Source organism: Actinosynnema pretiosum, assembly GCF_024171695.1.
GTDB lineage: Bacteria > Actinomycetota > Actinomycetes > Mycobacteriales > Pseudonocardiaceae > Actinosynnema > Actinosynnema pretiosum.
This window is the reverse complement of record NZ_JAMTCF010000004.1, coordinates 290,926-305,472: the sequence shown is the minus strand read 5'-3', so window position 1 is coordinate 305,472 and position 14,547 is coordinate 290,926. Positions and strand designations below refer to the sequence as shown.

Below are 14,547 nucleotides of genomic sequence, written 5' to 3'. Positions count from 1 at the left end.
GGTCAGCTCCCGACCGCGGTGAGCCACTCGCTGTAGAACAGGCCCAGGCCCAACATGCAGCAGATGCCGCCGAGGAGCCAGAACCGGATGATGACCGTGGTTTCCGCCCAGCCCGCGAGCTCGAAGTGGTGGTGGAACGGGGCCATGCGGAACAACCGCCGCCTGGACGTGCGGAACACCGCGACCTGGAGCACCACCGACAGCGCCTCGACCACGAACATGCCGCCGATGACGACCATGAGCAGCTCGGTGCGGGTGGTGATGGACAGACCGGCGACCAGGCCGCCGAGCGCGAGCGAGCCGGTGTCACCCATGAAGATCTTGGCCGGGGCCGCGTTCCACCACAGGAAGCCGATGCAGCCCGCCATCGCGGCGGCGGCGACGAGCGCCAGGTCCAGCGGGTCGCGCACGTCGTAGCAGCCCGCGACCGGCATGTTGGTGCAGTTGTAGCGGAACTGCCAGAAGCTGATCACCACGTAGGTGCCGAACACCATCGCCGAGGTGCCGCCCGCGAGGCCGTCGAGGCCGTCGGTCAGGTTCACCGCGTTGGACCAGGCGCTGATCGCCGCGTAGCAGAACACCACGAAGCCGATGACGCCGAACGAGACCACCGTGATGTCGCGGACGAACGACAGGTTCACCGACGCGGGCGTCAGGCCCTGGTTGTCCGGGAACTGCACGACCAGCACCGCGAAGATGATCGTGGCCACGAACTGGCCGACGAGCTTCGCGGTCTTGTTCAGGCCGAGGTTGCGCTGCTTGCGGATCTTGATGAAGTCGTCGAGGAAGCCGACGACGCCCAGCGAGGTGGTGAGCATGAGGACGAGCAGGCCGGACGCGGTGGGCGTCTGGTCCTGCGCCGACGCGGACATGGAGTTCACCAGGTGCGCGCCGAGGTAACCGGCCCACATCGCCACCAGGATCGCGACACCGCCCATGGTGGGCGTGCCGCGCTTGGTCTTGTGGCTCTGCGGGCCCTCCTCGCGGATCTCCTGGCCGAAGCCCTGCCGCGAGAAGATCTTGATCAGGTACGGCGTGAGCATGATCGACGTGATCAGCGCGATCGCCGCCGCGATCAGGATGCTCTTCACTTGCTGCCCGCCTCCAGGAGAGCCTCGGCAACCCGCCACAGGCCGTATGAGTTGGATGCCTTAACCAGAACGACGTCACCGGGCCGCACCTCGTCGCGCAGCAGTTCGATCGCCGCAGCGACGTCCGGCACCAGGATCGACTCGTCGCCCCATGATCCTTCCAGGTGCGCTCCCTGGTGCATCGCGCGGGCGTCGTCACCGATGACGACCAGCCGGTTGACGTCCAGGCGCACCGCGAGCCTGCCGATCTCGTCGTGCGCGCGCACCGAGTCGGCGCCCAGCTCCGCCATCGGCCCCAGCACGGCCCAGCTGCGCCGCGCGGGGGTGGTGGAGCGGGAGATGGTGGCCAGCGACTTCAGCGCCGCCTTCACCGACTCCGGGTTGGCGTTGTAGGCGTCGTTGACGACCGTGACGCCGTCGGCCCGGTCCACGACCTCCATGCGGTGCGCGGAGACCGGCTTCGCCGAGGCCAGCCGGTCGGCGACCTCCTGGGGCGTGGCGCCGAGCTCCAGCGCGATGGCGGCGGCGGTGAGCGCGTTGCCGACCTGGTGGGGACCGTGCACGGCGAGCTGGACGCGCGCGCTGCCGCGCGGGGTGAGGAGCGTGAAACCGGGGCGGGCCTGGTCGTCGAGGACGATGTCGACCGCGCGGACGTGCGCCCTGCCGTGCTCGCCGACGAGGACGACCTTCGCCCTCGTGCGGTCGGCCATGGCCAGCACCAGCGGGTCGTCGGCGTTGAGCACCGCGACGCCGTCCTCGGGCAGGGCCTCGACCAGCTCGCCCTTGGTGCGGGCGACGCCCTCGCGGGAGCCGAACTCGCCGAGGTGGGCGGTGCCGACGTTGAGCACCGCGCCGATCCTCGGGGGCGCGACGGCGCACAGGTCCGCGATGTGGCCGGGACCGCGCGCGGACAGCTCCAGCACCAGGTAGCCGGTGTCCTCGTCGGCGCGCAGCGCGGTCCACGGGTGGCCCAGCTCGTTGTTGAACGAGCCGGGCGGGGCGATCGTGGGGCCCATCGGGGACAGCACCTGGGCGATGAGGTCCTTGGTGGACGTCTTGCCCGAGGAGCCGGTGACGCCGACGACGGCCAGCCCGGACGCGGTGAGCTCGTCGGTGACGTGCCTGGCGAGCTTGCCCAGCGCGGCGAGCACGGCCGCGCCGGAGCCGTCGCTGTCGCCGGACAGCACGTAGGCGCCCTCGTGCTCGTCGGCGGGGGCGACCGGCGGGGCGATCACCGAGGGCGCGGGGACCTCGCGGCCCGCCAGCACGCCCGAGGCGCCCGCCTCGATCGCGGCGGCGGCGAAGTCGTGGCCGTCGACCCGCTCGCCGGGCAGGGCCAGGAACAGTCCGCCGGGCAGCAGCCTGCGGGTGTCGAACTCGACGCCCGCCTTGACGACGGGCGAGCCGTCGGTGTTGTGCAGCCTGCCGCCGACGATCTCGGCGATCTCGGCCAGGGTCAGCGTGATCACCGGAGGGCCTCCTTGATCGCCCCGGTGAGGGCGTCGACGTCCGAGAACGGGTGCACGACGCCCGCGACTTCCTGACCGGTCTCGTGCCCCTTGCCCGCGACGACGACCACGTCGCCCGGCGCGGCCAGCGACACGGCGTGCGCGATGGCCGCGCCCCGGTCGCCGATCTCGACGACCTCGCCGCGCTCGGCCTCGGGCACCTCCAGCGCGCCCGCGAGCACGGCGGCGCGGATGTCGGCCGGGTCCTCGCTGCGCGGGTTGTCGTCGGTGACGACGAGCACCTCGCTGCGGCGGGCGGCCTCGGCGCCCATGAGGGGGCGCTTGGCGGTGTCCCGGTCGCCGCCGCAGCCGAGCACGGTGATGACCCGGCCGGTGGCGCGGGCGCGCACAGCGTCGAGCGCGAGCACGACGGCGGCGGGCTTGTGCGAGTAGTCCACGACGGCGGTGAAGCCCTGGCCGACGTCGACGCGCTGCATCCGGCCGGGCACCTGCACCTCGGCCAGGCCGCGCGTGATCGCCTCGGCGCTCACGCCGGACGCGTGCAGGCAGCCGATGGCGAGCAGGGCGTTGGCGACGTTGAAGTCGCCGGGCAGCCGCAGCTCCACCGCGAGCTCCAGCCCGTCCGGGCCGTGCGCGGTGAAGCTCTGCTCGCCGGTGGCGGAGACGCGGACGCCGCTGGCGGTCCAGGTCGCCTCGCCGACGGGCGCGGTCGCTGACACGGTGACCGTGCCGGGCTTGACCAGGCGGCGGCCCCACTCGCCGTCGACGCAGACGACCTCCCGGCGGGCGCGGCCGTCGAACAGCTCGGCCTTCGCCTGGAAGTAGTCCTCCATGTCGGGGTGGAAGTCGAGGTGGTCCTGGGACAGGTTGGTGAACGCGCCGACCGCGAAGCCGGCCCCGCCGACGCGGCCGAGGCGCAGCGCGTGGCTGGACACCTCCATGACCGCGTCGCCGACGCCGCGCTCGACCATGACGGCCAGCAGGGCCTGCAGGTCGGGCGCCTCGGGGGTGGTGAACGCGCTGTCGAGCCGCTCACCGGCGATGCGGGTCTCGACGGTGCCGATGAGCCCGGTCGCGCGCCCCTCGGCGCGCAGGCAGGACTCGATCATGTACGAGGTGGTGGTCTTGCCGGACGTGCCCGTGACGCCCCAGAGGGCGACGCGCGCGGCGGGTTCCCCGTAGACGCGGGCGGACAGCGCCCCCAGCGCGGCGCGCGGGTCCCGGTGCACCAGCACCGGGACGTCGCGCAGCTCCGGGCGGGAGGCGCCGTCCTCGTCGGTCAGCACGGCCACCGCGCCGCGGCGGACCGCCTCGGCGGCGAAGTCCGCGCCGTGCGCCCTGGCTCCGGGCAGCGCGGCGAACAGGTCGCCGGGCAGCACGTGCTGGGCGCGCAGTGTCACGCCCGTGACCAGCACGGGCGCGTCGGCGGGCGAGGTCAGCCGGGCGTCGACTGCCGCGGCGAGTTCCGACACGGGGACGGACTGGGTGCGGGAAGGGCGAGGTGGGGCGGTCGCTACCTTGCCCTCAAGCTTGGCAGGCACGCGCGGAAGGCTACCGGCGCACGGAGAGTGGTCGGCCATCACATCCATTCCGGACCCGCACCGCTGGTCAGGCCCTTTCCGGGAGGTCGGATCCGGGGTGTTCACAGCACCAGCGGGACCACCGGGCTCTGCTCCGCCGACATCGGGACCTGGTAGCGCTGCGCGAGGTAGGACGCGATGTCGTGGAACAGCGGGGCCGCCGAGGCGCTCTCCTGGGTGCCCGCCTGGGGGTTGTCCAGCATGACGCCCACGGCGAAGCGCGGGCTGTCCGCCGGGAAGATGCCCGCGAACGTGATCCAGTACTGGGAGTTGCTGTAGTTGCCCCTGGCGTCCAGCTGCTGCGCGGTGCCGGTCTTGCCGGAGACCTGGTAGCCGGGGACGGCCGCCGCGGTGCCGGTGCCGCTCTGCCCGTTGGGGGCGGACTGGACGATGGAGCGGAACATGTCGCGGACCGTCTTGGCGGTCTGCGGGCTGACCACGCGCACGCCCTCGGGCCTGCCCAGCTCGGTGCGGGAGCCGTCGGCGCCCACCTCGGCCTTGATGATCCTGGGCGGCACGCGCAGGCCGTCGTTGGCGATGGCCTGGTACATGCCGGTCATCTGCAGCAGGGTCATGTTGAGGCCCTGGCCGATGGGCAGGTTGCCGAACGTGGAGCCGGACCACTGCTGGCGCGGCGGGACCAGGCCCGCCTCCTCGCCGGGCAGGCCGGAGCCGGTGCGGGTGCCGAGGCCGAACTTGGTCAGCAGGTCCGCGAAGCGGTCCGCCCCGACCTGCTGGGCGGTCATCAGGGTGCCGACGTTGGAGGACTTGGCGAACACCCCGGTGAAGCTCATCTTCTGGGTGTCGTGCCAGGTGGCGTCCTTGATGGTGCGGTCGGCGACCTTGATGCTGCCGTCGACGGTGAGCACGCTGTCCGGCCGGTAGATGCCGTCCTCGATGGCGGCGGCGGCGGTGACGATCTTGTTGACCGAGCCGGGCTCGAAGTTCGCGCTGACCGCCGTGTTGCTGCGCTGGGCGTCGCTGGCGCGGCCGAAGTCGGTGGGGTCGAACGTCTTGTCGTTGGCCATGGCCAGGATCTCGCCGGTGGCGGTGTCGAGCACGACCGCCGACGCGCTGTCCGCGCCCGCCTTCCTGGCGTAGTCGGTGACCATGTTCTGCACCGCGTACTGGGTGTCCAGGTCGATGGTCAGCTCAAGGCTCTTGCCGGGAGTGGCCGGGGTGATCTCGCGGGAGCGGCCGGGACCGGGGATGACGACGGTGTCGTTGCCCTGGACGGTGTCGACGATGCGGCGGCCGTTGGTGCCGGAGAGCAGGTTGTTCTGCGAGTTCTCCAGTCCGAGCAGGCCCTGCGTGCCCGGCGGCTGCTGGTCCTTGCGCCAGTTCGCCGCGCCGACGATGTTGGAGGCCAGCTCGCCGTTGGGGTAGACGCGCACGGCCCGGCGCTCGTAGCCGACGTCCGCGTACACCTCGCTGATCGCCTCGGCCTTGTCGGGCTCGACGTGGTCGGCGATCTCGGTGTAGCTGATGTCCTTGGTGAGCAGCGCGTAGACGGTGTCCGCGTCGGTCTTCTGGCCCGCCACCTCGCGGCCGAGGGTCTTCTCGACGAGCTCGGCGATCTTGCGGGCGCGCTCCTCGTAGCTCTCCAGCTTCGAGTTCTTCTTGACCTCCTCGTCCCACTTCTGGCGCATGAGCGCGGGCAGCACGTAGAGCGCGCGCGCCTCGATGCTGAACGCGAGCTGGTTGCCGTTGCGGTCGGTGATGGAGCCGCGCTCGGCCGGGATGTCGATCGGGGTGGCCCGCTGCTTCTCGGCCTGCGCGGACAGCGCTTCCGCCTGGAAGCCCTGGACCTGCACGAGCTTGACGCCCGCGGCGAGCAGGGCGGCGATCAGCAGCACCCGGCCGACGGCGATCCGCAGGCGGCTGTTGGCGGCCTTCCCGCGCTTGGCGGGCACGGGCCTGCGGACGGACAACGGACGGCGCGCTGGCCTGCCGCGCGATGGCCCCGGCATGACTGACCTCCTGGGATCGTGCGCGCGGGCCTGGCGGCGGGCGCGCTCGTGGCGTCCGCCGGACGGCGGCGCTGCGGTGTTCGTGCCGCGCGCGGTGGCGCGGTGCGTGCGGAAGGCGCGGGTGGCTCGACGGGCGCTAACCCGCCGGACCACGGCGCGCGCGGTTCCCGAACCCCTCCAGCCCGCCGGACGCGGAGCCGCTCTACCAGGGCTTCTTCAGCACATGCCTCTTCGGTGCAGGGTTCTTGGGCGCGTACTCGACCGGTGCGCGCTTCACCGGCTCGGACTTGCGCGGCGCAGGCTTGCGCCGTGCAGGCCTGGGCGGCGCAGGCTTGAGCGGTGCGACGGGCGTGCGGCGGCCGGGGTTCGTCGGGTTCGCCCGATCCGGGCCGAAAACGCCGATCAGCCGCGCCCAGCCCGTGGACGCGGCCAACCCCTATGTGCCACACCTGCTCCCCGTGCCCGACCTCGGTCGAGGCGCGGCGCGAGGGGGAGCGTCCGGCGCTAGCCCGGCGGCTGCTGCTGACCCTGCTGCTCACCGGTCTGCTGCCCCTGCTGGCCGTCCTGCGCGTTCGGCTGCGGCTGGCCCTGCTGGGCCTGACCCTGTTCGGTCTGGTTCTGCTGGGCCTGACCTTGCTGGTTCTGGCCCTGCTGGGCCGGGTCCTGCTGCCCCTGCCCCTGCTGGCCCTCCTGCCCCTGCGCGGTCCCGTTCTGCTGGGCCTGCGCGTCCTGCTGGGCGCTCGGGGGCGGGCTCACCGTGGTCGGCGCCGGGAGGGGCGCCGCGCTGGGGGTGCCGTAGACCTGCACCGAGCCGTCGGGGAGCTGGCGCAGCCTGGCCGGGTCGTTCGCGGGGACCATGCCGAGGCCGCGCGCGGCCTCGGACAGGGTCAGGGGGGACTCGGCCTGCGCGACCTCGCGGCGCAGCTGCTCGACCTTGCGGGCCAGCTCGGTCTCCTCGGCGCGGGCCTCCTGCAGCCGGTAGGAGTCCTCGGTGGCCTGGGTCGACAGCCACATGATCGCCGCGATGCCCACGCCGAGCACCATCATCACCATGACCACGAACGGGGCCTTGTGGACGGGCGCGGGCTTGCGGACCTGCTCGGGTCTGCGACCGGTGCGCTGCGCCTTGCGGGCGTAGGCCTTCTCGGCCGCGCCGGACCTCGGGCGCGCCGGGCGCTCGGGCACGGCGCGCAGCGCGCGCTCGCGTGGCCCCTTAGCCGGGTTGGTCGGGACGCCGCCCGCGCGGGCCGGTGCGGTCATGTCGCCTCCCTGATCCGTTCCGCAGCCCGCAGGCGCACGGGAGCCGCCCTCGGGTTGTCCTCGATCTCGGCCTCGTTCGCGACCTCGGCGCCCCTGGTCAGCAGCTTGACCTCGGGGCCGTGGCCGGGCAGCTCCACCGGCAGGCCCGCCGGGGTGCGGGACGCGGCCAGGTCCGCGAGGGCGCGCTTGACCATCCGGTCCTCCAGCGACTGGTAGGACTCGACGACGATCCGCCCGCCGACGGCCAGCACCGACAGCGCGGCGGGCAGCGCCGCGCGCAGCGACTCCAGCTCGCGGTTGACCTCGATGCGCAGCGCCTGGAACGTGCGCTTGGCCGGGTGGCCGCCGGTGCGCCTGGTCGCGGCGGGCACCGACGCGTACAGCAGCTCGACCAGCCTGCCGCTGGTGGTGAACGGCTCCTTGGCGCGCTCGCGCACCACGGCGGCGGCGATCTTGCGGGCGAACCGCTCCTCGCCGTAGTCGCGCAGCACGCGGGCCAGGTCGGCGGCCGGGTAGGTGTTGAGCACGTCGGCCGCGGTCTCGCCGCTGCCCGCGCTCATCCGCATGTCCAGCGGCGCGTCCTGGGAGTAGGCGAACCCGCGCTCGCGCGCGTCGAGCTGGAGCGAGGACACGCCGAGGTCCATCAGGACGCCGTGGACCTCGCGCCCGTCGACCGCCTCGGCGATGCCGTCGTAGGTGGTCTGGACGAACTCGACCCGGTCGGCGAACGGCTCCAGCCTGGCCTTCGCGAGCGCGATGGCCTGCGGGTCGCGGTCGAGGCCGATCAGCCGCACGCCGGGGTGCGCCTTGAGGACGGCCTCGGAGTGCCCGCCGAGGCCGAGGGTGCAGTCCACGAAGACGGCGTCGTCGCGGTCGGCCAGCGCGGGGGCGAGCAGGCCGAGGACGCGGTCGAGCAGCACCGGCACGTGCCGCGCCGCCTCACCCATGAACGTCCTCTCCTCGACCGTGGCCGTGCTGTGCCTGCTCTGGTTGCTGCTGCCCTCGTGGTGCGGCGCTCTCGCGGGCCGCGGTGCTCCGCGCGCCGATCCGCCGCGCGGGCGCCCGGTCGTGGGCGCGTTGTTCCGGCACTGGGTCCTGCTCCTGGTTCGCGCTCGCGGTGACGGGCACAGCGGGGGTGCGGTGGGTGGAGGTGCGGTGGGTGGGGTCGGTGGTCCCGGCGTGGTCACGGCGCCGCCCGCGCCGGACCGGGAAAGCGAATCGGGTGTCGTCAGGTCCCCGCCCGCCCGTCGAACCTGGCGCCGGGGAAGGTGCGCCAGGGCCGATAGCCGAGCGGACCGAGGCCTCACGGCACCCGAATCCTCAAGCGGTCGAGCCACGAACAACCGGATCAGAAGACGCCGGGCAGCACCTCCTCGCGGGCCTCGGCGTAGCGGTCCTCGTGCTCTTCGAGGTAGCGCTGCCAGGCCTGCGCGTCCCAGATCTCCAACCGGCTGATCGCGCCGATGACCACGCACTCCTTGGTCAACCCGGCGTAGCGCCTCAGCTCGGGGGCGATCAGGACGCGGCCCTGACCGTCGGGTCGCTGCTCGTCGGTGCCCGCGAACAGGTAGCGCTGGTAGGCGCGGACGGCCTCGTTCGTGAAGGGGGCCTCCGCGACCTTGCGCGCCATCTGCTCGAACTCGGCCCTGGGGAACACGTAGAGGCAGTGGTCCTGGCCCTTGGTGACCATGAGACCCCCCGCTAGCGCGTCCCGGAACTTCGCAGGCAGCGTGAGCCGGCCCTTGTCGTCGAGCCTCGGGTGGTGCGTGCCCAGGAACACGGCGTGGCACCTCCCGTCGCCGACGAGATCGCGACCGGCAGTGGAGCCCCCGTCTGCCCCACCGGCCGCCACAGTACCCCACTTTTCACCACAGTCAACGCCAAAAGTCCTCCCCACCTCACCCCGCGAGCGACGTTTGCGCTGGTAGAAGGACTGCGTTTCCCGGCAGCGCCGGTGGGGGAAAAACGCGGCCGACACCCCGGCGAGTGACTCCAACAGGGCCGAACATCACCCGAACGGCCTAGGGATTTGTCCCAAAACCGGGCTTCGGACCGATCAGGTGGGGAATCGTGGTGGCCGGGGGTGGGGGCCCGCGGGGGAAGCGCGCCGGATCGGCCTCGTGGAAACCTGGAGGCCGGTTCTGTTGAATCGGCGGTCCGGGCCGAGGAAGTCCCGGAGCACACCCGTGCTTAGCCCTGGTTTGACACACTTCGTGAAACGCTCACGCCTTCCCCCTACGGTCGTGCGTGGGCCGCGCCCCAGGAGGTCGAGTGACTCCGAGTACCCCGCCAACCGCGCTGTCCGGGCACCCCGGCGGGGGTGCGGCGAACCCCAACGGCTCCGGCAGGGGTCAGCGGCCGGATGAGGTGCTCGCCGAGCTGCACTCGGTGGTCGGCCGGATAGCGGCCAACGTCGAGCGGGTCATCGTGGGCAAGCCCGACGTGGTCCGCGTCGCGCTGGTCACCCTGCTGGCGGAGGGCCACCTGCTCGTCGAGGACGTGCCGGGCGTCGGCAAGACGTCGCTGGCCAAGGCGCTGGCCAGGTCGATCGACTGCACGGTGAGCCGCATCCAGTTCACCCCCGACCTGCTGCCCAGCGACATCACCGGCGTCTCGATCTACAACCGGCAGGAGAACGACTTCGAGTTCCGGCCGGGACCGATCTTCGCGAACATCGTGATCGGCGACGAGATCAACCGCGCCTCCCCCAAGACGCAGTCCGCGCTGCTGGAGTGCATGGAGGAGCACCAGGTCACCGTCGACGGCAGCACCTACGCGCTCGGCGAGCCGTTCATGGTGGTCGCGACGCAGAACCCGATCGAGATGGAGGGCACCTACGCCCTGCCCGAGGCGCAGCGCGACCGGTTCACCGCGCGCGTGTCGATCGGCTACCCGGACCCGGCGGCCGAGCTGGCGATGGTGGACGAGCACTCCGGGCACGACCCGCTGGGCGAGCTGCGCCCGGTCTCGGACGCCGCGCAGGTGCTGCGGCTGGTCAAGGCCGTGCGCGGGGTGCACCTGTCGCCCGAGGTGCGCCGGTACGCGGTGGAGCTGGTCGGCGCGACGCGACGACTGCCCGAGCTGCGGCTGGGCGCCTCGCCGCGCGCGACGCTGCAGCTCGTGCGGGCCGCGCGGGCGCAGGCCGCGCTGTCGGGCCGGGACTTCGTGGTGCCGGACGACGTGCACGCGGTGGCCGTTCCGGTGCTCGCGCACCGGCTGGTGCTGACCGCGGAGGCGCAGGCCGCGCGCAGGTCGGCGGCGGACCTGGTGCGCGCGCTGGCGCAGCGGGTCCCGGTGCCGCAGGCGTCGGACCAGCGCCCGCAGGCCCACCGCTGACATGGCGGGGGCGCTGTCGGGGTTGACCACGCGCGGCCGGTGCCTGCTGGCCGCCGGGTTGACGGCGGGCGTGTGCGCGTGGGTGCTGGACGAGCGGGACCTGCTGCGGGTGGCCGTGTTCGTGGTGGCGATGCCGCTGCTGGCGGCGTGGCTGGCGCAGCGGGCCCGCGTGGGGCTGCGCGCGGCGCGGTCGGTGGAGCCCGCGCGGGTTCCGGTGGGCGCTGCCGCCGAGGTCCGGGTGGAGCTGCGCAGCACGGGCAGGCTGCCCACGGGCGGGCTGCTGCTGGAGGACGCGGTGCCGTACGCGCTGGGCAGCAGGCCGAGGTTCGTGGTGGAGCGGTTGCCGCGCAACCACCGGACCGCGCTGCGCTACCAGCTCAAGCCGGTGATGCGCGGGGTGCAGCAGGTGGGTCCGCTGCTGGCCAGGATCACCGACCCGTTCGGGCTCGCCGAGTTCGACCAGGAGATGGCGGGGCGGACCCGGCTGGTGGTGGTGCCGAGGGTGGTGCGGCTGTCCGGGCTGCCCGGCGGGTCCGGCATGGGCTCGGGCGACGACGGGTCGATCCGGTTGCGCACCGGGCAGGGCGAGGACGACGCGGTGGTGCGGCCGTACCGGCACGGCGACGACCTGCGGAAGGTGCACTGGCGCTCGACCGCGCGGCGGGACGAGCTGATGGTGCGGGTGGAGGAGCGGCCGTGGCGCGGTGGCACCACGGTGCTGCTGGACCACCGGTTGGCCGCGCACCGGGGCAGCGGGCCGTCGGCGAGCCTGGAGTGGGCGGTGTCGTTCGCGGCGTCGGTGTGCCTGCACCTGAACCGGTTCGGGCACCAGGTGAAGCTGGTCGGCGACGACGGCCGGGTGCTGGCGGGCGCGACGGGCGACGCGGGGCACGGCGACGACGCGGTGCTGGACTCGCTGGCCGCGCTCCAGCCGTCGCACCGGCTGGAGCTGGCGGCCGGGTTGGACGCGGGCGCGGGCCAGGAGGTGGTGGCGGTGCTGGGCGCGTGCTCGCCGGAGGCGGCCGAGTCGCTGGCCAGGCACCGCAGGCGCGGGACGCGCAGCCTGGCGGTGGTGCTGGACGTGCAGGCGTGGGCCGGGGCGCGGGAGAACGCGGCGGTCAGCGCGGCGGGCGCGGCGGGGGCCGCGACGGCGTCGGCCGAGGACACGGCCAGGGTGCTGCGGGCTTCGGGGTGGGGCGTGGTGCTGGCGACGCCTGCCACGCCGATGGACCAGGTGTGGCAGGAGCTGTGCCACAGCGCGGGCAACCGCGGTCGCGCGGAGGTGGGTTAGGTGGCGGGGAGAGGGAGCGCGGGCGGCGACTGGGTCGTGGCCACGACCCCGGCCGTCGCGGGGTTGGCGACGCTGTGCACGGCGATGGCGCTGTCCAGCGTGCTGACGGGGACGCTGTGGGTGGTGTACCTGGGGGTGGCGATCGCCGTCATCGCCGGGGTGGGCGTGCTGCTCAGGTCGGTGCGGGTGCCCGCGCCGCTGGTGCCGTTCGGCCAGTTCCTGGCGCTGGCCTGCCTGCTGGTGACGATCTTCACCCGGACCGGCGTGCTGGTGGTGCTGCCGGGTCCGCAGTCGGTGGGCGACCTGGTGGAGGTGCTCGGGTCCGCGCTGCAGGAGGTGCAGACCGGGGTGCCGCCGGTGCCGGACAGCCCGGCGCTGCGGTGCCTGGTGATGCTGGCGATCGGCGTCGTCGCGGTGGTGGTCGACACCCTGGCGGTGGCCGCCGCCGCGCCCGCCGCGTCGGGGCTGGTGCTGCTGTGCGTGTTCGCGGTGCCGGTGTCGCTGGCGGACGAGGTGCTGCCGCTGTGGATCTTCGTGCTGGGCGCGGCGGCGTTCGCGCTGCTGCTGGCCGTGGACGGGCAGCACCGGCACAGCGCGTGGCGGGGCAGGCTGCCCAGGGGCGCCGGGGCGAACTCGGCGCCCGCCGCGACGGCGGTGGCGGGCGCGGCCGTGGTGATCGCGCTGCTGGCGGGCGTGGTGAGCGCGCCGCTGGTCGGCACGGTCGGGCGGCTGCCGGGCACCGGCGAGGGCGGCGGGTCGGGCAAGCTCGGCATCGACCCGATGACGGAGCTGCGCGGGATGCTCCAGCGGGGGCAGACGCGCGAGCTGTTCCGGGTGCGGGACCTGCCCAGGTCGGAGTACCTGCGGGTGATGACGCTGCGCCAGTACGAGTCGGACAAGGGCTTCCAGCTCGGTGGCACCATGAACGAGGGCGTGCAGGTGAACCAGGGCGCGCTGCCCAGGGACGCCGGGTACGACGCGGCGGCCAAGACCGCGGTGCTGGAGGTCGAGACGGTCGAGTGGTTGGACTACTGGCTCCCGGTGTACGGCAAGCCGAGGCGGATCGAGTCGCTCAACGACGAGTGGCGGTTCGACCCGGAGCGGGAGATGGTCTACAACACCCAGCAGCGCGAGGTCGACCGGTACCAGTTGGAGACCGTGCTGGACACGCCCAGCGCCGAGGAGCTGCGGCTGGCCGCGGCGACCGGGACGGCGTTCGACGGGACGACGATCAGCGAGGAGTACTCGGCGGTCCCGGACGTCGACCAGCGGGTGCGCGACCTGGCGCAGGGGATCACGGCGTCCGCGCGGAGCCCGTTCGACCAGGCGCTCGCGCTGCGCGACTACTTCCACAACCCGGACAACGGGTACAAGTACGCGCTGCAGACGAAGGACGACTCGGGCTCGGGCGCGCTCGTCGACTTCGTGCTCAACGGGAAGACGGGGTTCTGCGAGCAGTACGCGACGGCGATGGCGGTCATGGCGAGGACGCTGGGGCTGCCCGCGCGGGTCGCGATCGGGTTCACCCCAGGCTTCCCGACGGGGCAGTACCAGAAGATCACCACGGATGACGCGCACGCGTGGGTGGAGATCTACTTCGACGGGCACGGCTGGGTGACGTTCGACCCGACGCCGCTGAGCGACAGCCGGGCGGTCGTGCCCCCGTACGTCTCCGGGAACCAGCTGGAGAACGAGGACGACCCGAGCAGCTCGCCGACCACCACGACGACCACGACGGCGGTGTCGGAGTCGTCGGCGAACCCGTCGGCCTCCACGTCCGCAGACGCGGCGGCGCAGGGGCAGCAGGGCGAGGGCGGGAACCGGGTGCCGACGTGGCACCTGGCCGCGCTGCTGGGCGCGCTGGCGCTGGCGGTCCTGCTGGCGGCGGTGGCGCTGCTGGGCGGGCGGCGGCGGGACGCGGACGGCGGTCCGCGCGCGGTGCCGGACCGGGTGAAGCGGGCCTTGGTGGCGGGTGCGGCCGGGGCGGGCGTGACGGCGCTGGCGCTGACGGCGGCGCTGCTGTCGTGGTGGCTGGCGGGCGTCGTGGCGGTGGCGGCGGTGGTCGCGGCCCCGGCGGCGCTGCGCGAGGCGGCAAGGCGCGGCAGGCTGCGCAGGGTCGCGGCGCTGGGCCCGGACGCGGCGGGCGCGGCGTGGCAGGAGCTGATCGCGGAGTCGCTGGACCGGGGCGCGGGCGTGCGGAGCACGGAGACGGTCCGGGTGGCGGCGAGGCGGTTGGTGCGGGAGCACAACCTGGACGACCAGGGCAGGGACGGCCTGCGCGCGGTGGTCGGCGCGGTGGAGCGCTCGTGGTACAGCGCGAACGGCGCGGCGGACCCGACCCTGCCGAACGCGGTCGACGAGGTCCGCCGCTCGCTGACCCGCAACGCGCCACTGGCCCTGCGGGCGAAGGTGCTGCCGAAGTCGGTGTTGCAGCAGAAACCACCGGGCGGCAAGGAGATCTGACCGGAGGTCGGTCGACGGGTGGTTGCCGGGCAAGCGGCCCCGCCAGGTGTTCAACCTGGCGGGGCCGTTCTGGGTTCGGGGGCGGGG

At 73.6% G+C, this 14,547-nt stretch carries 10 protein-coding genes; 3 read left to right on the top strand and 7 right to left on the bottom strand.

What is annotated here, in order from left to right; genetic code table 11:
• Nucleotides 1-2: 2 nt before the first annotated feature.
• From mraY to mraZ, 7 genes are all read right to left on the bottom strand, one after another.
• On the bottom strand, nucleotides 3-1,091 hold the full coding sequence (gene mraY, locus LV78_RS10520) for a phospho-N-acetylmuramoyl-pentapeptide-transferase (RefSeq protein ID WP_015804467.1): 1,089 nt from the start codon (nucleotides 1,089-1,091) through the stop codon (nucleotides 3-5).
• On the bottom strand, nucleotides 1,088-2,560 hold the full coding sequence (locus LV78_RS10515; RefSeq protein ID WP_253844656.1) for a UDP-N-acetylmuramoyl-tripeptide--D-alanyl-D-alanine ligase: 1,473 nt from the start codon (nucleotides 2,558-2,560) through the stop codon (nucleotides 1,088-1,090). The genes mraY and LV78_RS10515 overlap by 4 nt, the downstream gene beginning before the upstream one ends.
• Nucleotides 2,557-4,140 (bottom strand): UDP-N-acetylmuramoyl-L-alanyl-D-glutamate--2,6-diaminopimelate ligase, encoded by a 1,584-nt coding sequence (locus LV78_RS10510; RefSeq protein WP_253844655.1) that lies wholly within the window; start codon nucleotides 4,138-4,140, stop codon nucleotides 2,557-2,559. Before LV78_RS10510 ends, LV78_RS10515 begins: the two co-directional genes overlap by 4 nt.
• Before the next feature lie 62 nt (nucleotides 4,141-4,202).
• The gene (locus tag LV78_RS10505; protein ID WP_253844654.1) at nucleotides 4,203-6,110 is read right to left on the bottom strand and encodes a peptidoglycan D,D-transpeptidase FtsI family protein; all 1,908 of its coding nucleotides are present in this window, start codon (nucleotides 6,108-6,110) and stop codon (nucleotides 4,203-4,205) included.
• A 504-nt stretch (nucleotides 6,111-6,614) separates the two neighbouring features.
• The gene (gene ftsL / locus LV78_RS10500; protein WP_253844653.1) at nucleotides 6,615-7,370 is read right to left on the bottom strand and encodes a cell division protein FtsL; all 756 of its coding nucleotides are present in this window, start codon (nucleotides 7,368-7,370) and stop codon (nucleotides 6,615-6,617) included.
• Nucleotides 7,367-8,317 (bottom strand): 16S rRNA (cytosine(1402)-N(4))-methyltransferase RsmH, encoded by a 951-nt coding sequence (rsmH, locus tag LV78_RS10495; RefSeq protein WP_253844652.1) that lies wholly within the window; start codon nucleotides 8,315-8,317, stop codon nucleotides 7,367-7,369. The genes ftsL and rsmH overlap by 4 nt, the downstream gene beginning before the upstream one ends.
• A 401-nt stretch (nucleotides 8,318-8,718) precedes the next feature.
• The gene (mraZ, locus tag LV78_RS10490; protein ID WP_015804473.1) at nucleotides 8,719-9,150 is read right to left on the bottom strand and encodes a division/cell wall cluster transcriptional repressor MraZ; all 432 of its coding nucleotides are present in this window, start codon (nucleotides 9,148-9,150) and stop codon (nucleotides 8,719-8,721) included.
• A gap of 491 nt (nucleotides 9,151-9,641) precedes the next feature.
• Between mraZ and LV78_RS10485 the strand changes: the two genes are divergently transcribed.
• Genes LV78_RS10485 through LV78_RS40640 form a run of 3 tightly spaced genes read left to right on the top strand, consistent with a single transcriptional unit; the run spans nucleotide 9,642 to nucleotide 14,460 of the window.
• Nucleotides 9,642-10,706 (top strand): AAA family ATPase, encoded by a 1,065-nt coding sequence (locus LV78_RS10485; RefSeq protein WP_253844651.1) that lies wholly within the window; start codon nucleotides 9,642-9,644, stop codon nucleotides 10,704-10,706.
• Between the two features lies 1 nt (nucleotide 10,707).
• Nucleotides 10,708-11,997, top strand: coding sequence for a DUF58 domain-containing protein (locus tag LV78_RS10480; protein WP_253844650.1), 1,290 nt, complete (start codon nucleotides 10,708-10,710; stop codon nucleotides 11,995-11,997).
• Nucleotides 11,998-14,460: a transglutaminase TgpA family protein gene (locus LV78_RS40640; protein ID WP_308208697.1), complete on the top strand. Its 2,463-nt coding sequence runs from the start codon at nucleotides 11,998-12,000 to the stop codon at nucleotides 14,458-14,460.
• The last annotated feature ends 87 nt before the right edge of the window (nucleotides 14,461-14,547 follow it).